This is a genomic window from Blautia sp. DFI.6.71 (genome assembly GCF_020593585.1).
GTDB classification, from domain to species: domain Bacteria; phylum Bacillota; class Clostridia; order Lachnospirales; family Lachnospiraceae; genus Blautia_A; species Blautia_A wexlerae.
Window position 1 is genome coordinate 36,152 of record NZ_JAJDMJ010000002.1, and the last position, 21,949, is coordinate 58,100.

At 44.1% G+C, this 21,949-nt stretch carries 19 protein-coding genes and 2 pseudogenes; all 21 read left to right on the plus strand.

The window, feature by feature from the left end; all coding sequences use genetic code 11:
- Positions 1-61 precede the first annotated feature (61 nt).
- The 21 genes and pseudogenes from LJE12_RS01860 to LJE12_RS01955 all read left to right on the plus strand — a co-directional run bounded on the left by LJE12_RS01860 (position 62) and on the right by LJE12_RS01955 (position 21,914).
- Positions 62-409, plus strand: a complete 348-nt coding sequence (locus LJE12_RS01860) for a helix-turn-helix domain-containing protein (protein WP_227226480.1) — start codon at positions 62-64, stop codon at positions 407-409.
- A gap of 211 nt (positions 410-620) precedes the next feature.
- Entirely contained in the window at positions 621-3,773 is a 3,153-nt protein-coding gene (locus LJE12_RS01865) for a tetratricopeptide repeat protein (protein ID WP_227226479.1), read from the plus strand.
- A gap of 378 nt (positions 3,774-4,151) precedes the next feature.
- A complete protein-coding gene (locus tag LJE12_RS01870) occupies positions 4,152-5,408 on the plus strand; it encodes an AAA family ATPase (RefSeq protein WP_118613640.1) in 1,257 nt (418 codons plus the stop codon).
- On the plus strand, positions 5,392-6,138 hold the full coding sequence (locus tag LJE12_RS01875) for an HNH endonuclease (protein ID WP_055153127.1): 747 nt from the start codon (positions 5,392-5,394) through the stop codon (positions 6,136-6,138). The genes LJE12_RS01870 and LJE12_RS01875 overlap by 17 nt, the downstream gene beginning before the upstream one ends.
- A gap of 610 nt (positions 6,139-6,748) precedes the next feature.
- Entirely contained in the window at positions 6,749-7,135 is a 387-nt protein-coding gene (locus tag LJE12_RS01880) for a hypothetical protein (protein WP_055153125.1), read from the plus strand.
- A gap of 98 nt (positions 7,136-7,233) precedes the next feature.
- On the plus strand, positions 7,234-8,202 hold the full coding sequence (locus tag LJE12_RS01885) for a helix-turn-helix domain-containing protein (RefSeq protein ID WP_055153123.1): 969 nt from the start codon (positions 7,234-7,236) through the stop codon (positions 8,200-8,202).
- A gap of 137 nt (positions 8,203-8,339) precedes the next feature.
- Positions 8,340-8,942 carry an MptD family putative ECF transporter S component gene (locus LJE12_RS01890; protein WP_055153122.1) on the plus strand — a complete coding sequence of 201 codons (603 nt, stop codon included), beginning with the start codon at positions 8,340-8,342 and terminating at the stop codon, positions 8,940-8,942.
- A gap of 114 nt (positions 8,943-9,056) precedes the next feature.
- Positions 9,057-9,830, plus strand: a complete 774-nt coding sequence (locus tag LJE12_RS01895) for an energy-coupling factor transporter transmembrane component T family protein (protein ID WP_118613642.1) — start codon at positions 9,057-9,059, stop codon at positions 9,828-9,830.
- Positions 9,831-9,832: 2 nt separating this feature from the next.
- On the plus strand, positions 9,833-11,299 hold the full coding sequence (locus LJE12_RS01900) for an ABC transporter ATP-binding protein (protein WP_227226478.1): 1,467 nt from the start codon (positions 9,833-9,835) through the stop codon (positions 11,297-11,299).
- 16 nt (positions 11,300-11,315) lie between these two features.
- Positions 11,316-13,100, plus strand: coding sequence for an ABC transporter ATP-binding protein (locus tag LJE12_RS01905; protein WP_055153120.1), 1,785 nt, complete (start codon positions 11,316-11,318; stop codon positions 13,098-13,100).
- Entirely contained in the window at positions 13,101-14,849 is a 1,749-nt protein-coding gene (locus tag LJE12_RS01910; protein WP_055153118.1) for an ABC transporter ATP-binding protein, read from the plus strand.
- 474 nt (positions 14,850-15,323) lie between these two features.
- On the plus strand, positions 15,324-15,902 hold the full coding sequence (locus tag LJE12_RS01915) for a TetR/AcrR family transcriptional regulator (RefSeq protein ID WP_055153116.1): 579 nt from the start codon (positions 15,324-15,326) through the stop codon (positions 15,900-15,902).
- 111 nt (positions 15,903-16,013) lie between these two features.
- A complete protein-coding gene (locus LJE12_RS01920) occupies positions 16,014-16,628 on the plus strand; it encodes a class I SAM-dependent methyltransferase (RefSeq protein WP_055153114.1) in 615 nt (204 codons plus the stop codon).
- A 1-nt stretch (position 16,629) separates the two neighbouring features.
- Entirely contained in the window at positions 16,630-17,235 is a 606-nt protein-coding gene (locus LJE12_RS01925) for a class I SAM-dependent methyltransferase (protein ID WP_055153112.1), read from the plus strand.
- A 12-nt stretch (positions 17,236-17,247) separates the two neighbouring features.
- Entirely contained in the window at positions 17,248-18,222 is a 975-nt protein-coding gene (locus LJE12_RS01930; RefSeq protein WP_118613646.1) for an alpha/beta hydrolase, read from the plus strand.
- A gap of 212 nt (positions 18,223-18,434) precedes the next feature.
- Positions 18,435-18,533, plus strand: a pseudogene (locus LJE12_RS20455) (ZIP family metal transporter); the annotation flags it as partial.
- A gap of 8 nt (positions 18,534-18,541) precedes the next feature.
- Positions 18,542-18,670 carry a hypothetical protein gene (locus LJE12_RS19965; protein ID WP_255601776.1) on the plus strand — a complete coding sequence of 43 codons (129 nt, stop codon included), beginning with the start codon at positions 18,542-18,544 and terminating at the stop codon, positions 18,668-18,670.
- Positions 18,671-18,699: 29 nt separating this feature from the next.
- Positions 18,700-19,542, plus strand: coding sequence for a class I SAM-dependent methyltransferase (locus LJE12_RS01940; protein ID WP_055153108.1), 843 nt, complete (start codon positions 18,700-18,702; stop codon positions 19,540-19,542).
- Positions 19,539-19,685 carry a ketopantoate reductase family protein gene (locus LJE12_RS01945; RefSeq protein WP_227226476.1) on the plus strand — a complete coding sequence of 49 codons (147 nt, stop codon included), beginning with the start codon at positions 19,539-19,541 and terminating at the stop codon, positions 19,683-19,685. The genes LJE12_RS01940 and LJE12_RS01945 overlap by 4 nt, the downstream gene beginning before the upstream one ends.
- Before the next feature lie 151 nt (positions 19,686-19,836).
- Positions 19,837-21,560 (plus strand): annotated as a pseudogene (locus LJE12_RS01950) (DUF4368 domain-containing protein); the annotation flags it as partial.
- Positions 21,561-21,914, plus strand: coding sequence for a TnpV protein (locus tag LJE12_RS01955; protein WP_118633944.1), 354 nt, complete (start codon positions 21,561-21,563; stop codon positions 21,912-21,914). It abuts the pseudogene before it with no gap.
- Positions 21,915-21,949: the final 35 nt, after the last annotated feature.

A 21,949-nucleotide genomic window follows, 5' to 3' on the forward strand; every position in this document is an offset into this window, starting at 1 on the left:
GTGTCAAAGTATGCTGTTTGAGTTAGCATGATATTATGAATAAGCAGAGGAGAGATTGATTATGGAAAATCGTATCAGACAGCTCCGTGAAAAACGGGGGTTAACACAGGAAACTTTGGCGACAGAATTAGAAATAACACAGCAGCAGCTTAGTAAATATGAAATGAACATTGCATCTATCAAAGTGGAATCTCTTAAAAAGGTGGCAGCTTATTTTAATGTGACAACGGATTATCTGCTTGGAACATCAGATGTCAAAAGAGATGTAGTAGGTGCAGTAGAAATGGGCAAAACGTTGGAAGAATATTACGATCTGGTTGAATTATATAGAGGATTGGAGCGATGCGACCAGGAAATAGTTCTGGCGATCATTGCTATTATTAAGAACGCAAACGGCCGGAAAGAGTGAAAAGAGTTTTGGTGTGTTCAAATGATGTTTGCCGGGGAAATAGAAATGTTATAAATTGTAAAGGAGAATCAGGGATATTTTCCATACTTTATTGACAAGACGGATTTGTTTGTATGATAATTTATGAAAAGGGAATATGGTAAGGGGGCAACTTCGGAAGTAATTACTTGATGATGAACCTGTCATAAGTAGAGAATGTGGAGGAATACATATGGGCCTGGCATCAATCATTATATCAGCAGCAACAAAAGAGATTGCCGGATTTACGGTAATGGGATATCTGACGGAGAAAGCTGCCGATATCGGTACCGGCAAAATCTGGACAGAATTGAAAAAGAGAATAGGCGATAAGCCTGATTCGTTTGAATGCAGGTTATATGGAGCAATCGAGAAAAGTGTTGGGGAATATCTTTGCAAAGGGACTAGTGAAGATGTATCCGCTGCAATTTGCGAATGTATTTTTGATGCGTGGTGCCGGGAAGGGTATTTAACACCTGAGCGGATTGCAAACATACTGCGTCGCTATTCTGCATATGCAAAGCAGAATGATATCCTGGCGTGGTATCGCACTTTTCAGGACCAAATCATAAAAGATGACATCTTGTGTCCTATGTTTATGATGAATAACATACAGCTAAGTGGCGAACTACAAAGGGAACAGGATAAAAAAATAGACCAGGTATTGGCATTGTTGCAGACTGTTATGAAAGAGAATAAAGAAGCCCAGCAGGAAAAACCGGAATATATATCTGATCCGCCTACAGATATTGATTCGTTCTATGTGGACAGAACGATACTTGAAAATGAATTATGGACTACCATTGTTTTATCCGGGAAATCGGTGCTTCTATATGGGATAGGCGGGATAGGTAAAACGGAAACGGCAAAATCTGTTTTGAAAAAAATCTATTCCATGTCCTGTGATGTTACAGGCGTTTATCAGATTGCTTGGGTTACATATACAAATGGAAAGTTGAAAGATTCTCTGATTGAGGCGTTTCATGATACAAAAGGGTATACAGACAGGGACGAGGCATGGGAACATATATACAATGTGATACAAATCCAGCGCGAGAAGTTGCTGATTGTAATTGATAATGTGGAAACGATAGGACAGGATCCGGATATTGAAAGATTGGGAGACCTGCCTTGCAGGATACTGGTAACGAGTAGAACGGAAAAGATTGGCGGGCTTTATAGATATTCCGTAGACCATTTGCCAGAGGAAGACTGCCGGGATATCTTTTATCATTATTATGTGGGAGATCACGATAATCATTACTTGGATAAGATTCTGGGATTAATAGAACATCATACGGTAATGCTGGAGCTTTTGGCAAAGACAGCTAATATGGAAGAAAAAACTTTGCAGGAGTTTTATGTGTTGCTTGTTCAAAAAGGATTTCGAATAAGTAATGAAAATGTTGATTCGCATCATCCATTATTGAAATCGGAAAAGAGGATAACAGAACAATTAAAAATCTTATTTACGATTTCAAAGTGTCGTATCCAAGATAAGGATTTGCTGTGCCAGCTTTCCGTGATACCGGCAATCCCATTCCAATATAAAGCTGTGAGAAATTGGATTGAGATTCAACATAAGTCACAGTTGGAATATCTGGTAAAGACTGGTTGGCTTAAAAGCGACGGAAAGCTTGTTTCAACATATATCATGCATTCTGTTATCGCTTCTGCCATACGGTTTCAGAATGAGGAGCATTTATATGAAAAATGCAGATATGTGATCCATTCCATTACAAAAGAAATGGATTGTGGAGAGCAGGAACATGGTGCAGAAAAGTCTTATTTGATTCCGTTTTCATGGTCCATTTCGGATGTGCTATGGAACCATTTGTGCAATGAACAGGATGCAGAGTTCCTGACAAATCTTGCATATATTTATTATGATATAGGAAACTATGATAATGCGTATCAGTTTTTTCAAAGGGCATTAGAAATAGATGAACGAGTGTCCGGGCCGAATTCCATTACCGTTTCTTCAGATTACTACAATCTTGCAGACGTAAGCTATAATATGTATCAATTTTCAAAATCTCTTTCGTATTTGAGGAAAGCTCTGGCAATCCGTAAAAAATATTATTCGTCCGACGATATTGAAGTTGTTGTGCTTATAAAGTTATTGGCAGGAATATATGTAAAACTGAACCGATCGGATCGCGCTGAAGCACTATATTTCTGGGCGGCAGACAAATTTGAACGGAATCCGGAAACCGATATTCTACAGTTGAGTACACATTACTCCGATATGGCTTCTTTTTTTAGGGAGCGTGGATATCCGGGAGATTACGACAAGGCAAGATCCTATTATCAGAAGGCGGAACGGGGGATGAAGCAGATTTATGGGGACAAGCCTCATCCGGAAATGGCTGCCTTTTATGATGGGTATGCGTTGCTTTATGATAATATGGGAAAATATTCAGAAGCACTTTCCCTATTTCAAAAAGCTTTAGAAATAAAACAAAAAACATTAAAGAGAGAGCATCCAGACATTATTCAATCCTATGGAAGTATTGGATTGATCTATTATGAACTTACAGAATATGATAAAGCACTGGATTGTTTAAATGAGGCTTTAGAAATTGCGGATAAAATCTGGCCAGGTCCGTCTTCATTTAAAGCAGATATTTATAATAATCTGGGGCTTGTATACCGGAGTAAAGGAGACTATCCGAAAGCAGAAGATTTGTATGGATGTGCGCTGTGTATAAGAGAAGAGATTTATGCATCAGATCATCCGATGGTTTTGGCAACAAAAAATAATATTGCTCAGGTCTATGCCAGTGAAGAAAGGTATGGCGAAGCTATTTCACTATTTGAAACAGTTATACGGGAGTACCGTGAAAATTCTACAGAGGATTCAGCATTTCTGGCAACAGTATATGATAACCTGTCAACTGCATATCGGGAGATGGAAAGATACGAAGATGCTATTGATATATGCACAGAAGGGTTGAATATACGCAAAGATATTTATGGGAAGAGGAGTTTGGACTATGCAATCAGTTTAAATAATCTTGCCCTGATTTATTATGAAATGGGAATACTTAATGATGCGGCAGATATATTTAGTGAGGCATTGGCGATTAAAAAAGAGACCCTTCCTGAAATACACGGGCAAATCAGTATCGGTTATTTTAATTTAGGTCTTGTGTATGATAAGCTCCATAGGGATAATGAAGCACTGGAAAATTACCGGGCTTCTATGGAAATAGACAATGAACTGGAAGCATATGAAGATGTTCTGCTGACAGCCGAATATATTGCTGAGATATATGAAAGGAACGATATGCCGGAGGATGCAGAAGCATATCGTACACTTTGCAGCAAAGATGATGTGCATTAAAGGGAAAAGATAAGAAAGGGCAAGTAATATGGAGTCAATAGCTTTGGCAAGAACATTTTCTGTCGCAGATTATGTAATTTCTAAAACATTAGATATTGAAATCGAAAAATTATGACCTGAGATAAAGAGAAGATTTACATGTGACAGGGAGACGGTAGAATCTCTATTTTATGATGTAATCGAGATCAGTGTCAGAAAGTTGAAGAGGATAATGAACAAGAAATAGAGAAACAGGAGCTGCCTTTCATGAATGCATGGAATGGCAGAGCTTTGTGCTGTGATTATAAAAATGTAGGATATAATAATTAAAACGGTTGCGGGTAAACTGGCGTATGCGGTATAATGCAGATATTACAATAGAATGTAGAAGGTGATACAGTGAAAATAGATTTTTTAGAGATAATAAATTTTAGAAATATGCGTTCTGCAGCATTAGATTTCGCAAATAGAAATTTTGTGGCTTTAATTGGAGACAATGGAAGCGGTAAAACAACGATTCTGGAGTCCATCACCAAAGCGTTTGTTCCCGTACTGCGTGCAGTAAACGGGGAGGCTGTGAAACAATGTGATTTAAGTAACACGGATATTAAAGAAGGAACTTCAAGTGTAGCGGTAACGCTTGGTATTGATCTTGAAGGTGCAAAATACACATGGACCAATAAAAGGAGAAAAGCTTCCATTTTTCCTTATGATGAAGCAATTGAGATAAGAGGACAAAATGGGAATGATTTGAAAAAATTAAAACAAAAATATATAGAATGTGTTACAGCCGGATATCTGCCATTAGTTCTTTATTATGGAACAGACAGGATTATAAGAGAGGTTCCAAGACGTGGACATATCAAGAATTTTGAAGTGATGGATTCTTTACGGAACTGCTTTGACAATGTTAATTATTTCAGGGATTTCTATGATTGGTTTAAGACAGAGGAAGACATTGAATTACGAGGACTGAGGGAAAACCCCGATTATAAAAATCCACGACTTGATTGTGTCAGGACAGCATTGGAGAGGATGATCCCAGGTTATAGTAATTTACGAATAGAGTTAAATCCGTCAAGAATGCTTCTGACAAATAGTGAAGGAATTGATCTGCAGATTGACCAGTTAAGTGGTGGCTATAAAGCAGTTCTTTCAGTAGTGGCAGATATTGCAAAACGACTTGCGATTGCAAATCCGCAGTCTGTAAATCCTTTGGAAGAGGAAGCGGTTATATTGATTGATGAATTGGATCTGCATCTTCATCCAAAGTGGCAAAAAACAATCGTTGAAGATCTGAGAAGGACTTTTCCTAAATGTCAGTTTATCATTTCAACGCATTCCCCGTTTATCATTCAGGCATTAGCAGCAAGTGAAATCTATGACATCAGTAAAATGCAATATGCGGGCGAACAGGGAAATTATAATGGCTGGAGTATTGAAAATATACAGGAACAGATGATGGGGGTTGAGCGAAAAACTCCATTGTATAATATGCTGATCAAACAATTCTCAGATGCGGTAGATGCGGAAGATTATGAACTGGCAAAAAATCTATATAAAAAGCTGCTGGAAATGACACATCCGGAGAGTCAGGAAAGAAAGATTATGAAGTTAGACATGGAGATGATTGAACCAGATGATAAAACTCAATAGAGGAGAATGCCCGAAAGAGCTTACTGATGAAGTAAAAGAAGAGCTCACAGAACTATATAAAAAGGATAAAGAAAAAGATGTCTGGAATTCACCTAAAATAAAAAAAACATTAAAAGAAGCACTGCTGGAAATGAGCCATGGAAAATGTTCGTATTGTGAATGTGCTTTGGGAATTGAATCGAAAGATGTAACGATTGACCATTTCTTACCTAAAAAGTCGCATGAAGGGTTAGTGGTAGAGTGGGAAAATTTATTTCCAGCTTGTTTGCGATGTAACAGAAAGAAAAATGATAATGAAGATCGGCTCGTAAACCCCTGTATGGATAAACCAGCAGATTATATAGGTCTGGCAAAGAAAAATCCATTTCGACTAGTAGGTATAGATGATGAAAAAATCGGAAAAAATACGATAACAGCAATTGGATTAAATGATATTGTACGGGTAATGGGAATTCGTATGGAACAGTGGGAAAATATCTATCAGCATATGGAAGAAATTTATGAAGATCTGCAAGAGGTTGGTTATCAGAAAAAGTATAAAACAAGATTTGAAAGGCTGATGGGAAAATGTACTGCTGGAAATGATTATGCAGCAGTGAAGGCAACGAATATGTTGAATGATGATATATATAAAAGTATCAAGCAGATTCTGGTATCAGAAGGCGTATGGACATCTAATTTGCAGGAAATGGAGAATGAAATACAGGATATTTCATTGAAAATGGTATGAGATGCCATATATGGAAATACATAATTGACTACAACAATATCTTGTGTTAATAGGCTTGTGAAATTTGTATTTGTATCTGTAGATACAGATAAGAAACGCTGGTTCCGGATCTGACCGGGAGTAAAACATTAAGAAGCCAAAGGCCTCCTGCCTTTGTAATAAATAAGGTCATTTAGAATGAAAATTTCTAAATGGCCTTTTTGTGTTGAAAAAATATGACAGACAACAAGTACAAATCAGCAAAGTCAATGTACATAAACAGATTATAAGAAAGTTCTGGAATATCTTGAATTTCTTTGCAATATATAGGTGAGAAATACAAAATTCGTATGCGGCTATAAAGCAGGCTGTTTGAGATATCCGAGACATTATGATTTATGTATATGGTCAGTATAAGATGTAGGTTTAGAAATGAAACATATTTTTAAAATATATGGAAATTCCATGTGAAACATGGGAGTCCACAGGGCAGATACATATAGAATTTGACAGCAGAGGGGAGGGGAAAGTAGCATAATAGAATAATAGAAAATATCTTGAGACATTGATATTTGTCGGTGTCTCTTTTATTTTGACAAGTTTTGAGGACGATATAAGCGGAGTACTATGTATGGGTGTCTTAGGACATTTAACAAAAGAAGAAAGAGAATCTTTGTGGGAAACTTTTGAGAAAAAATTAAAAACGGGTACACCTGTTTTGATTGGAGTTTTGAATAAAAAATTTCTTTCAGTACCTATTGGAACACCAATATCCATTGCACAACAAGGTAAAAATCGATATGAAACATTTATAAAAGAGATAAATTGTAATAATAAGGAGAAATGTGAATGGGTGATTTCATATAGAATTTCTTATAAAAATAAGGTGATTAGAGAAATAACTTGTCCAATGAACTGGAATTATGAGAGTGAGGAAGCAGTATTAAAAGAGTTATCATATGCAAATTTTAGATGTGTAAAAGTATCAGATACATTATTATTTGCCAGAAAAAAATAAAAAAGCAAAAAGAGTACAAGAAATTTGGGACTTGCCTAAAAAAAAATTAAGTCATATAATCCAATTAGAAACAACTAACTTTTGTGAGAGGAAATGGTATGTTGGCAAAAAATAGGTCTTTAAATGAAATTTATTACAAATTACTTTTGAATTCTCCTCAAATGATTACTATGGATATTCCTTTAAAAATAGGAAAAGGAAATATTTCTCAGACAAAAATAAAGCATGGTGTAATTTTAGCTGATTGGAAAATGTGTTATGAAAGCGATATGAATGTTCAAGGTCCTGTTAGTAATGAATATATTCAAATAATTTTTTGCTTAAATGATGGAATTTCATGGGGAATGACAGGTAATTATAGGTCTGTGAGTATACAAAAAAATGAATCTTGTATTTATACTGGCCATGGAGGAACAGAATACATTTGCTATAAAAAGGATAGCGAATATTCATTTAAGAGTATTAAAATTCCTCTTACATATTTTAGGCATATTCTTGAGGAATATTTTGAAAAATGTGAAGCTACAGTTTATGAGGAGAAACTGTTGAATGAAATTTCGAAAGTTCCAGTAACACCTAATATGAAACAGATTTTAACAGATCTAAGTTGTTTTACCCAATACCGAGGTAGCTTAGGCTATCTATATCTTGACGGCAAATTGCTGGAATTACTGTCTATTTATTTAGGTGAAGTGTTTGAGCAGGATATTCTTATGGGGAAAAATATTTCCATATCCCGTACCGAAAGAACCGCTATTATGGAGGCTAAGCGTATTATAGATTGTCAACTTGCCTTTGCACCTTCATGTGAAGAACTATCCCGTCTAGTACACTTAAGTATGACGAAACTGACTCGTGGATTTTCACTATTTTACGGTATGCCAATCCACCAATATGTCATCGAACAACGATTAACTCAGGCGGCACAACTTCTTTTAGAAGGAGATTGGAACGTAAGTGAAGTCGCTGCAATTGTTGGATATGGAAAACCTAGCAATTTTGCTGCCGCATTTAAAAAAAAATATGGTGTATCTCCCAAAAATTATCCGGAAAGTAGATTTGTTTAGATAAAAAGTTAAGATTGACGGTTTTTGGGTTAAATCGGGTTGGTTTTGGGTTGGTTTAGTCTAATATAACTGATATTCTATGTAGCGTGGTTAGAAAAAACTAACCGCGTTACATTTTATTATGAGGAGGTAAGAGTATGAAACAAAAGCTAAATGCGAAAGATTTTATTCTCATCGGTGTTTTAACGGCCCTCATGTGGATCATCTGCATGATTATCAGCACTATTATGAGCGTGGCAGGTCCGGTGACAAATGTATTTTACCCATCCGTTGTTGCAATCCCGAATGGTATCGTTATGATGCTTCTACTGGCTAAGGTACCGAAGAAAGGCGTGTTTACCATTTGCGCCGCAATTCAGGCTATCCTGTTTCTGCTGGTGGGTGCTTTCTGGTTCATTCCTATCGGTTTGATAATTGGCGGTGTCATCTGCGATTTCCTGGTTATGAGCCGGAATGAAATTACAATGAAGTCCATGATGGCAGCCTATGCGCTGTTCAGTGCTATTTTTGCTTTTAGTGCTATCTGCCCTATCAAATTTCTTCAAAGCGCGTTTGTCGGAGCAATGGAGAAAAACAATATTGCCCCGGAGTACATTCAGGGAATGTTGAACATTACTTCCGTTCCCATGCTGGTAGTCATTGTTGCTGCCGGATTGGTGGGCGGTCTGATTGGTGGCTTTATCGGTCAGAAAGCATTGAAAAAACACTTTATCAAAGCTGGACTTGTTTCAGTAAAATAACAGGATCAGCCCCCTGAAACTTTATCAGGCAATACAGGCAAGCGGGCTGCCTGACTTCAGAGCGTGGGGCTGAGAACAGTCCCGCGCTTTGATTTTTTATAGGGAGACATTTGAATGGAAGAAGCACAAATTAAACAAATAATCGAGCGCCAGCCCTTACATGGCTCTGCGCTCCTCGACCCACGTTGCAAGATACTTCTTTTGGTCTGCATTGGTTTTGTCAGTTATTTTCTGGCCGGAGAAGTTGTCAGTCTCGCGCTCATGCTGGTTTATGGGCTGTTTATTGCCTTGGGTAACGGTGGAAAATGGGCTGTCAAAATGATAGTGACCTATATTATTGTTGCTTATCTCAATGCCCTGCTCCGTTATGTCCAAGTTCCGGTTTTAAGTGTGATTATGAGCGTGTTCGGCGTGACGGTCTTAAAATTGATCCCTATCATGATGATGGGACTTTGGATATTACGAACTACATACATGGATGACTTAATGGTGGCACTTCAACGGATGCGGTTGCCCCAGGCGGTCACAATTCCCCTTGTTGTTATGTTCCGATATATCCCTACTTTACGGATTGAATACCGACAAATCCGAAGCACGATGGATATTCGAGGTATCAGCGATACTGTGTGGAAACGGGTATCCCATCCGTTAGCAACCATAGAATATATTTTGATACCTCTGCTGATGCGGTGCTTGAAAGTTACCGATGAACTGGCAGCATCCGGCACAACACGCGGTCTGGAGTTGGAGTGCAAACGATATGCGCTGCGGCCAATCCGTTTTTCGTGGCGGGAAATTGTGGTATCGCTGTTGGGTATCCTCTTTTTGGTCGGGTTATTGTTTATCGACCAGACTAAAATCGGGGAAATCATTTTATGGAGGGTGTGACGATGATCTCATTTCAGAATTTCAGCTTTCGTTATGAAGAAAGCAAAGACTTTACCCTCCGTGGCATTGATATGACCGTACAGACAGGAGAATTTATTCTTTTGACTGGGCGAAGCGGCTGCGGCAAAACAACCCTGATCCGCTCGCTCAATGGTCTGATTCCGCACTTTTATCCCGGAGAAATCCAAGGGGATCTGCTCATGGACGGTCATTCGCTGCTGGAAATGAAGCCGTCTGAATTGGCCGGACAGCTTGGAACGGTATTCCAAGACCCACGTTCTCAGTTCTTTATGACGGATACCACGCGGGAATTGGCTTTCGGCTGCGAAAATCTCGGACTGCCCCGCAAGGAAACGATTGACCGCATTGCAAAAGCGGCGAAAGAGTTGGAATTGGTAGACTACTTGAACAGAAGTATCTTTGCTTTATCCAGCGGGGAAAAACAACAGATCGCAATCGGTTCTGTTTATGCGCTGGTGCCAAAAGTATATATTTTTGATGAACCATCGGCCAATCTGGACTATGCCGCTACCAAACGGCTGGCAGAAATTATGGGAAAACTGAAACACGCTGGATACACCATTTTTGTGGTAGAGCATCGTTTTTATTATTTGCGCGATCTGATTGACCGAGCCTTTCTCATTCAGAATGGAAAAATTGAGCATGAGTTCACAAGGGAACAGTTTTGCTCTCTGCCTGAAGAAACACGAATTTCTTATGGTCTGCGGACAGCATACCCGGAACGCGATGCAGAACATTATCAGGAAAAGCCACATACAAAGGACGAGACACATCGGCTGGAAGTTCACAATTTAAGTTTTGCCTACAAGAAAGGGCCGGATATTTTCCACAATGTCAGCTTTGAAGCTCATGCAGGAGATGTGATTGGTATTCTGGGTCATAACGGAGCCGGAAAAACGACCCTCTTATCTATTCTAACGGGTCTGCTAAAGCAGCAGCGTGGCGAGGTCTGCTTTGACGGTAAAAAACTTACACCACGCCAGCGGCGGGCACTTTCCTATCTTGTCATGCAAGATACGGATTATCAGCTTTTTGCCAGCAGTGTGGAGGAAGAACTATCCCTTGGTATGAAGGATGATTGCAAAGAAAAAGTGGATGAAACGCTGAAAGCACTGGAACTATCAGATTACCGTGAATGGCATCCGGCATCCCTTTCAGGTGGTCAAAAGCAGAGGGTTACTATCGGTGCGGCAATCGTAAAGGGCAGCCCAGTGATCTACTTTGACGAGCCTACCAGTGGTTTGGACTACGATTCTATGGTGCGTGTCAGCAAACTGATCGAACAACTTTCAAGCTCTGGTGTGATCGTGTTTGTGGTGTCACACGATTTTGAATTTATTGTTCGTACCTGTACGGAGGTGGTTCAGTTGGATGATGACGGGGCTATTCAAAATCAAAGGCTTTCACCAGAAATTTTGAAAACGCTGTCCGAAAAATATTTTAACTGATAAGGAGGTTGGAATTATGTTTCAAAAAGTATTTGAGTATGCAGGGCCTCATAAGAAGGGGCTTTATGCAGCAACGGCCATCGTGCTGGTCAGCGTCCTGATGGGTGTCCTGCCCTTTGTGTTGGCTTATCAGGTGATAGCGCCGCTGGTCATGGGTGAATCTATTGGAGCATCCTTTATCATTTCGCGCGTGGCTCTTGTCTTGGCGTGTCTGGTGCTGCAAGCCCTTTTCTATGGCTGGGGACTGAATCTTTCTCACAAAGCCGCTTATGACACGCTGCTCCGTCTGCGAACGGCACTTCAAAAACGGTTTGAAAAGCTGCCCCTCGGTGTCATTCAGGATAAAGGCACCGGCACAGTCAAAAAGCTGTTCGTGGATGATGTAGACAGTCTGGAAGTTTTACTGGCTCACTCCATGCCGGAGGGAATTGCAAACCTGATGATCCCTATTGCGGTTTATGTGGCAATGTTCTTTGTGGATTGGAAACTGGCGCTTCTGTCGCTGGCATCTATTCCGATTAGTCTGATTGCCATGATGACGATGTATTCCGTCGGCATGAAGAAAATGGGGCCTTACTATATGGCCGGACAAAAGATGAACAATACCATTATTGAGTACATTAACGGTATGGAAGTTGTCAAGGTATTCAATAAGGACGCAGATTCCTATGAGCGGTTCCGCAAAGATGTATCAGATTACCGGGACTATACGTTGGCGTGGTATAAGGCGGCGTGGCCGTGGATGGCAATTTACAGTAGTCTGCTTCCATGCACCATTATTCTGACTTTGCCTGTGGGCGCATGGTTCGTTCTTTCCGGTTGGTCAACTCTTCCTAATTTGATTTTGGTACTGTGTCTTTCTTTGAGTATCGGTATGCCGCTGCTGAAATCCCTTGGTTTCCTGCCTACCATGCCCCAGCTCAACTATAAAATTTCTGCATTGGAGCAAGTGCTGGATGCACCGGAGCTTCAGCAGACAGAGGATGCGTTCCACGGGAAAGATGACACAATTACTTATGATCATGTTTCTTTTGGCTATCAGAACACACAACCCGGACCAGATGGAAAGCCTGTGGTGACCATGGATGAAGTTCTCCATGATATTTCCTTTACGGCAAAGGCTGGACAGAAAACAGCTCTTGTTGGTGAATCTGGCTCCGGCAAGAGTACATTGGCAAAACTGCTGATTCACTATTATGACCCGCAGAAAGGCAGCATTTCTATCGGAAGACAGAAACTTTGCGATATGAGTCTTGAAGCACTGAACAGCCGTATCTCCTATGTGGCACAGGATCAATACCTGTTCAACACCTCTCTGCTCGAAAACATTCGGCTTGGTCGGTTAAACGCAACGGATGAAGAAGTGGTGGAGGCCGCAAAGAAAGCTCAGTGTATGGAGTTCCTTGAGAAACTTCCGCAGGGTATTCATTCGATGGCTGGTGATGCAGGAAAAATGCTCTCCGGCGGTCAGCGCCAGCGTATTTCTCTGGCAAGGGCAATCTTAAAGGATGATCCTATTGTGGTGCTTGACGAGGCAACTGCCTATGCCGATCCTGAAAACGAGGAAAAGATGGAGGCTGCCATTGCAGAACTTGTAAAAGGTAAAACCCTTGTGGTTATCGCGCACAAATTACCAGCCATTATAAACGCAGATCAGATTTGTGTTATGGATCACGGAAAGCTGGTTGCAACGGGTAAACATCAGGAGCTGATCCAGTCCTGCCCAGAATATCAAAAGTTGTGGAAAGCGGCACAGGACAGCGCCGAGTGGAAAGTACATACTGCAAAGGAGGGGAAATAAATGTTTGCTTTGTTTTCAAGAATATTGAAACTTTCTGGCCGTTATAAGAGCCGTATTCAGGGCGCATTTGTTTGTGCGTTTCTGGAATCCATTCTGTCCAAAATGCCGATTTTTCTGGCCTTTGTGGTTTTGAGCGGATTTGCAAGCAAGACAATTACCGGGCAGACTTGCCTTTATGTGGGACTTGGCCTTGCTGCTGTTGTGCTGGTTCAGATGTTCGTCCACTATCTTAGTGACAGCCTGCAAAGTGCAGCAGGATATTTGATGTTTGCTGACAAGCGTATCGAATTGGGTGGTCATCTGCGGAAACTTCCCATGGGATATTTCACTTCCGGCAATATTGGCAAGATTAGTTCAGTCCTCAGTACCGACATGGTGTTCATTGAAGAAGTTTCTATGAGTACGCTGGGAAACATGATGAGCTATCTGCTATCCTCGTTGCTTTTGCTGGCGTTCATGTTTTATCTGAATTGGCAGCTTGGCTTGATCGCCTCGATAGTTACTATTTTGGCATGGCTGGTATCTAAGGGGATGAACAAAGTTTCCCTGCGAGAAGCAGCAGGCCGTCAGGAGCAGAGCGAACGGCTGACCGATGCGGTGCTGTCTTTTGTGGAGGGCATTGGTGTTATTAAGAGCTATAACCTGCTTGGAGAAAAATCCGAAGAATTGTCCGGCAATTTCAAGCGTTCCAGAAATACATCGCTTGACTTTGAACAGAAAATGACCCCGTGGACAATGGGGCTGAATATCCTTTATGGTATTGGTATTGCGGCAATTTTCGGCCTGTCTATTGTGTTGGAACAGAGCGGTGTGCTTTCTTTGGCTTATGTGTTGGGTGTTCTGCTGTTTGTATTTGATCTTTTTGGCCCGTTGAAGGCTCTCTATGGAGAAGCATCCAGACTGACCGTTATGAACGCTGCTCTTGATCGCATTGAAGCGGTACTGGACGAACCAGAACTTTCCGACAATGGCAAGCAGCATATTCCAGCTCAGGCACAGCCAGGACAGCCAGAAGTCCAGTTCAACGATGTTACATTTGCTTATCAGGACAAAGAGGTTCTGCATCATATCAGTTTTGCCATGAAGAAAAATTCTATGACAGCACTGGTTGGGCCATCCGGTAGTGGTAAGTCCACCATTGCAAACTTGCTGGCGCGACTTTGGGATGTAAAATCTGGCAATGTGACGATAAGGGGCGTGGATATTCGCAATGTACCTCTGTCGGAATTGATGGATCAGATCAGCATGGTATTCCAGCGTGTGTATCTGTTTCAGGACACCATTTACAACAATATCAGTATGGGAAAACCGGATGCTACGGAAGAAGAAGTTTATGAGGCTGCCAGAAAAGCCCGCTGCTATGATTTCATTATGGCTCTGCCTGAGGGGTTCAAAACGGTGGTTGGCGAAGGCGGTGCGACACTCTCTGGGGGCGAAAAGCAGCGTATTTCGATTGCACGCTGTATCCTGAAAGACGCGCCTATCGTCATTTTGGACGAAGCTACCGCAAGTGTGGATACAGACAATGAAAGCTATATTCAGGAAGCTATTTCCGAATTGGTGAAGGGAAAGACCCTGCTTGTAATTGCTCATCGTCTGAATACGATCCAAACTGCTGATCAGATTTTAGTTATAGACAACGGCCAGATTGCACAGCAAGGAAACCATGAGGAACTTTTGAAACAGCCCGGTATCTATCAGGATTTTGTCAATATCCGAAAGAGTGCGGCTGGATGGAGTCTTGCTTAATGGCGAAAGGAGCTGCCTATGAAACTTCGTACTGCCGGAGAGGATGCGGAGAATCGGCAGGCGCGGCAGATGATCATGCGGCGAAGGAGTACGGAGCAACTTAAAAGGTCTCACCTTAAAACGGATCGATGCAAGATCGAACGTTAATGATAGCGCAAAAGCAGTAGTATTATGTGAATACGTCATTCATGTTGTGTGAATTTCTGTTCTTCTCCTTGCAATCACCCCATCTGTGCAATATGAAACAAAAAGGGTATCAGAACGCAGCGTTTGGATGCTTCGCTCTGATGCCCTTTTACGATATAGTTTCTTTTACCGCGGCGACAACGATTATCGGAATTCCAGCGTCTCTTTCTGCAACGCTGAACCCCTTTTGATTAGTGATTTTTTCTCCGCACCTCTTGCAAAACAGAAAGAAACGCGGTATAATATGACCAAAAGAACCGAATTGGTCATATTTAAGGAGGCGTGGGCTTGGCTTTTACCGACTATGAAACAGAACAACTTCACAAGGCGCTGCTGAAGGAAACAAGACGCTGCGCCGTCACACTGGGGATGAAGAAAACCTCCGTGGATCAACTGACAAAGGCTGTCGGTATCGCAAAAGGCTCGTTTTATAAATTCTACGAATCCAAGGAGATGGCCTTCTTCGCAGTTCTGGAAAGTATCCACTCCGAGCTTTACGGAGTGGCTGACCATGCACTGAGCGAAGCAAACGGCTTGCCATCGTCGGAGCGCGCGGCAGAGGCGGTTCTGGCCGTCTGCCGGAGGCTGTCCGATACCGGCGACATGGTTTTCATTGAAAACGATGCGAAGCTGCTTTTGCAGAGACTGCCGGAGGATGTCAAAAACATCCATTACCACGATGACGAGACGCACATCCGTCAGCTTCTGGAAAAATATGACCTTGTGCCGAGTGGCGGCATCTCTTTGGCTGCCGCCACGGTGCAGGGACTGATTCTCACAGTTTCCCATAAGGAGCAGATCGGGGAGCTATACCCGCAGGTGCTGGAAACGCTGGTGTACGGTGCTTGCAGGGAGCTATTTGAATAAGCCGAAAGGCCGCAGAAATGCAGCTTTTTCAAGACATGCCAGTTAGCCTCCCCTAACCGCACAACTGTGCGTATCGGTTAGATGAATCTAACGCCGAAAGGAATGAAAGAGATGCGAGAACACAAGAATTTCTGGGACAAAAATGCCGGACGTTATGACCGCTTTATGCGAAAGGATCGGGTGGCGTATGACGAGATGTATGTGCTGATCCGGCCGGTTGTAAAAGCCAAGACGGTGTTGGAGCTGGCGACCGGCACGGGATTGATCGCAAAACACATCGTAAACGCGGCGGCGCACATCGAGGCGACGGACGCCTCTGCGGAGATGATTCTTGAAGCAAAGCGGGATAATCAATCTGCAAAGCTGCACTTTTCCGTGCAGGATATGTTCCGCCTGCCCTATGCAGATAAGTCCTTTGATGTGGTGATCGTGTCCAACGCACTGCATATCGTGCCGCAGCCGGAGAAAGCCCTTGCCGAGATTCGCCGGGTGCTGAAAGACGATGGCGTGTTGATTGCGCCGACCTTTACCCACGCAGGGAACTCGTTTACCGGCAAGGTCAGGGCATTTTTCATGAAGCTGGCAGGCTTCCCTCTCCACAGCAAGTGGACGAGCGCGGAATACCTGCGCTTCCTAAGGCAGAACAGCTGGACGGTGCGGAAAAGCGCTGTGCTGAAAGCCTCGTTCCCGCTGACCTATGCCGAGTGTGTAAAAATGGAGGTGTGATATGTCATTCTTTGAAAACACCCGCAAGCCCGTGGGCTTTGGCGGGAAAATTATGGTCGCCATGATGAATGTCGGGCACAGCGCCGTGGCCCGGTGGGGGCTTCAATTTCTGAATGCTGCGCCGGACGCCAAGGTGTTGGACTGCGGCTGCGGCGGAGGGGCGAACATCAAGAGACTTCTGAAAAAATGCCCGGAGGGTATTGTGAAGGGTATTGACTATTCCCCCGTCAGTGTGGAAAAATCCAAAAAGGTCAACGAGGCCGCCATAGCGGAGGGCCGCTGCACCGTTCTGCAAGGCAGCGTGGCGGATATGATTTTTGCAGGCGACTGGTTCGATGCGGTAACGGCCTTTGAAACCGTCTATTTCTGGCCCGATCTGCCGCAGTGCTTCCGGGAGGTTTACCGGGTGCTGAAGCCCGGCGGGACATTACTCATCTGCAACGAAAGCAACGGCGATACGGACAAGGACAAGAAGTGGACGGAGATCATCGGCGGCATGACCATCTACAAGGACGCCGAGCTGAAGATGTATCTGGAGCAGGCGGGCTTTCACGATGTGCAGATACACAAAAAGAAAAGCTGGCTCTGCATTACGGCGTGGAAATGAGGGGGCTAAATCATGAGTATCTTTGCATCTATCTTACGCAGCGTATACAAGCTCTCCGGCGCGAAAAAGGCGTTCGCCTTGCCGGAGGATGCACTGAGAAAGGAAATTGAAAAGCAGAACCGGCATCGTGGCGTTTTTACGCCCACCGACCGCAAGGCATATTATGAAACGATCGCGGTAAACGGCTTTCTCTGCCTGATTGTGCGAGAACATCCGAAGCCGTCCGAGCGCGCGATTCTCTATTTCTTTGGCGGCGGCATGGTGATCGGCCCCGATAAGGGCGACCTGCCTGTGATGCGCAAGCTCTGCCGCGAGACCGGCTGTGATGTGTGGTTCCCGTTTTATCCCCTCATCGTTATACATAAAAAGAAAATAACACTTATCCCCGGCTGTGATGTGTGGTTCCCGTTTTATCCCCTCTGCATGGAGTATTGTATCACCGAAACCTATGCGATGGTTTACGAATGTTACCGGAAAATGATTGGGCTGTATGGCGGCGGAAATGTCAGTACCTGCGGCTTTTCCTCCGGCGGTGCGCTGGCTTTGGGGATCGCGGCGCACAACAACGCGCAGCCCGAGCCGCTGCCGCAGCCGAGACACATCGTCGTTGTATCCCCCGGTGAAGTACCGTGGAACGATGCGGAAAGAGCGCGGATGCAGGCACTCGATGAAAGGGACGTTTCCATCGACTATGCCTTTATGGTGACGGTGGAGAAGTTCATGCGGCATGGCTGTGAGAATGTGCCGGCCTATATGCTCTCCGGCTCCCGGGGAGATTTTACCGGCGTAGGCGATATTCACTTCTTCTATTCTGCCGACGAGGTGCTCTACGGTGCTTTGCCGGACTTTGAGGAAGCTTGCAAACGGGCAAATGTCCCCTATACGGTGTCCGCCCGCCCGAAGATGGTGCATTGCTACTGTATGCTGCCGATCTTCAAGGAGGCAAAGGAGGACTTTGCGAAAATCGTGGACATTTTGAAAAAATGAGATTGGAAACGGTCGTGTGATGATTGAAACACGGAGGAAGAACCATGGAACGAAAAGAAGCCATTCGCGGTGCGTACCGAATGACAGGTGGAAACAGCCTTTATGACGGCATGATCACCTGCTCTACTCTGAGCGGGAAAGCGGTGTGCCGCTTGGTGTGGGCAATGAACAAGGCGGAAAACGACGCCTATCTGGAAGAGGCAATGTCCGGTATTCCGGAAATGTCGCAGGGGCGGCACTCGAATCTTGGAACGGTGTTCTTTGCGGTAGGCTTCAGCGTGATGATGGTGCTGGATGTGGCGCTGGGATAAGGAAGTAAATGATGATTTTACAGGTGATTTTGGAAGGCATAGGACTTGGCGTTCTGCTCATTTTGGTTTGCGCCATCGGTACCCGCAAGGGCGCGGTGGGCATGGCGGTCATTTCGGCAGTGCTGGCACAATTATGATGATATTTGTTCGCTGAAAGGAGATACCCATGAAATACAAAATCGAGAAAAACACGGTACAGGAAACGCTGATCATCCCGCTGTTTGCGCGGAAGGTCTGCTCAGGACTATACCCGAATCTTTACCGGGATGAAACAGCGGTTCGCCTGATTGACGAGATTGACTACGATTTTTCTGAGTCGGAGAAAAAATCCCGCAGCCTGATGCAGCGTTTCGGTTCACTGGAGGTGGCCATGCGGCAGAATGACCTTGCTTTTGAGGTGCGGGATTATCTGAAATCTCACCCCAATGCGGCGGTGGTCAATCTGGGCTGCGGGCTGGACAGTACCGGAAAAAGCTGTGATAACGGCAGCTGCAAAATCTACAATCTGGACTTTCCCGATGTCATAGCCGTGCGCAACGAGCTTTTGCCCGCCGGGGAGCGTGAGAAAAATATCCCCTGCGATTTGAATAATACTGAGTGGTTTGCAAAAATCGATGCATCGGGCGGCTCGGTTTTCTTTGCCTCCGGCGTGTTCTATTATTTTCTGACCGAGCAGGTCAAAGCTCTTGTGCAGGGTATGGCAGACGCCTTCCCCGGCGGTGTGCTGGTGTTTGACGCTGCAAATCGGACGGCGGTAAAGATGATCGCCAAGACATGGCTCAAGAGTGCGAAAATCAAGGATGTGGGCGCTTATTTCGCGGTTTCCGACGCTCCCAAAGAGATCGGCGCGTGGGACAGCCGTTTGCAGGTCTCCAGCCGGGGCTATATGTTGGGCTACAATGATTTGAAAGACCCCTCCGTCAGCAGATTTTTCCGTTTTCTTGCCAAAGTCGGTGACAGAATGATGAAGATGCAGATTGTAAAGATCAGATTTGGTGGCAAGCAATGAAAATTCTGGTATATGGTGCAGGTGTTTTAGGGTGTAATCTGGAAAGGAATCTGTTTCACGCCGGAAAGGATGTGACCCTGCTTGCCCGGGGAAATTGGGCAGAGGAAATCAGGAAGAACGGACTGCGGATCAAGGATCAATAAAGAAGGCAGCCCACCGGCAAAATGCCGAGAAGTGTTGAGGGGAATATCACCATTCCGGCTACCTGCCCGAAGAGGCTACCCCGCATCCAGTCAATGAAGGCTGCTTGTCAATGCGAATTGCACACTCCTTTACAAAAACATACCTTGACAAATCTCGTCTCAAAAGCAGATGTTAGAGGATTTTGCCCGCCGGAATGGGTTGCCCAACCCTACGCACTTTACCGATGATGGTATCTCAGGCACCCGTTTTGACCGCCCCGGATTTTTGGCGATGATGGAGGAAGTGGAGGCAGGGCGTGTAGAGGCAATCGTCATCAAGGACATGAACCGGTTAGGACGCGACTATCTGAAGGTCGGTCAAGTTATGGAGGTTTTGCGGCAGCGAGGCGTTCGTCTGATTGCCATCAACGACGGTGTGGACAGTCTGAAAGGCGATGACGAGTTTACCCCGTTCCGCAACATTATGAATGAATTTTACGCCCGTGATACCAGCCGGAAAATCCGATCTGAGTTTAAGTCAAAAGGCATGAGTTGCAAGCACCTGACCGGCACTGTGATTTACGGCTACTTATGAGACGAAAAACGGGAGCATTGGCTGGTAGATGAGGAAGCTGCCGAAGTGGTACGCCGTATATTCTCCCTCACGCTGGAGAGATATGGGCCTTACCAGATCGCCTGCAAATTATCCACAGACCGGATTGAAATTCCTGTCGTACACCTTGCCCGCTTCAACGAGGGTGTGAACCGTTCAAAGCCGGTCAAAGACCCATATGGATGGGGATCATCTACCATCGTGAACATTTTGAAAAAACGAGAGTATTTAGGGCATACCATCAATTTCAAGACCCGCAAGCACTTTAAGGACAAGAAAAGCACTATGTTTCTGAGGACGAATGGACGATCTTTGAGAATACCCATGAAGCCATTATCGACCAGCAGACCTTTGATTTGGCGCAGAAAATCCGCAGCAATGTACGGCGTTATCCAAACGGCTGGGGCGAAGCGGCTCCCCTCACAGGCTTGCTCTATTGTGCCGATTGCGGCGGCAAGATGTATGTCCACCGCACCAACAATGGAAAGCGGGTTTCTCAATATACCTGTTCCAATTATACCAAAGTTCCGTGTGGGACACTATGCTCTACACAACACCGTATCAATGAGAGTGCTGTCCTGACATTGGTTTCCGACACGCTCCGGGCTATCGCTGAATATTCGAGAAATGACCGGACGGAATTTATTCACACTGTTCAGGAGACGCAGGTTGCTCAACAGAGTGCCGATATATCGAAAAAGCGCAGGCGTCTGGCTGCTGCCCAAAAGAGAGCCGGAGAACTGGAAAAACTGATTTGCAAAATCTATGAGGACAACGCCCTCGGCAAGCTGCCGGATGCACGATATAAGGCGCTTGATGCACAGTATGCCAAAGAGCAGGATGCACTTGAGATTGAAATTGCAGAGCTGGAAAAGGCTGTTACCGGCTATGAGCAGAGCCAGAAATCCGCAGAGAAATTTATAGCCCTAATTGATAAGTATGAGAATTTTGACACTCTGACAAACACCATGCTCAACGAGTTTGTAGAGAAAATCCTTGTCCACGAACGCGCCCGAAAAGGCAGCCAGAACACCACGCAGGAAATTGAAATCTACTTCAATTTTTTAGGGCGCTATATCCCACCATCCTTACAGCCGGTTCCTTTAACCCCGGAGGAACAGGAAGAACTGCAGAAAAAAGAAGAACGCAAGGACAGGCTTCATCAGAATTATTTGAAGCGGAAAGCCAGCGGCGCACAGAAACAGTATGAGGACAAAATCAAGGCGAAGAAAAAAGCGGAAATGGACGCTAAGAAAGCCCTGATCCGGGCTGAGGATATGAAAATGAGTAAGTTGACTTACATTCGTTGTGGAGATTATGATATACCCAACCTAAAACTTTCTGAACAGCCGGAAACTTCTATCGGCAAGTACGGAAGAATGCGAAAATCCTACCTAAAGGAACATCGCCCCATTCTCTACAACCATCTGCTGATGAGCGAGAAGCTGTATCCACACCTGTTAGAGATTGAGCGGACAGCACAGGGGCGTGTGAAAACCATGTTGCCTCACATGATGGAAGTTGCGGGTGTCACGGAGGAACTGAAAGCCTGTGACTCTATGCGCTGGGTGGGGCTGATGAACACGCTGAAAGCGCAGGCAGAGGAAATTATTCAAGATGAACTGATTTACAAATAGTTTTTAGGCACAAGAAAGGCCGGGATTTTGCTATC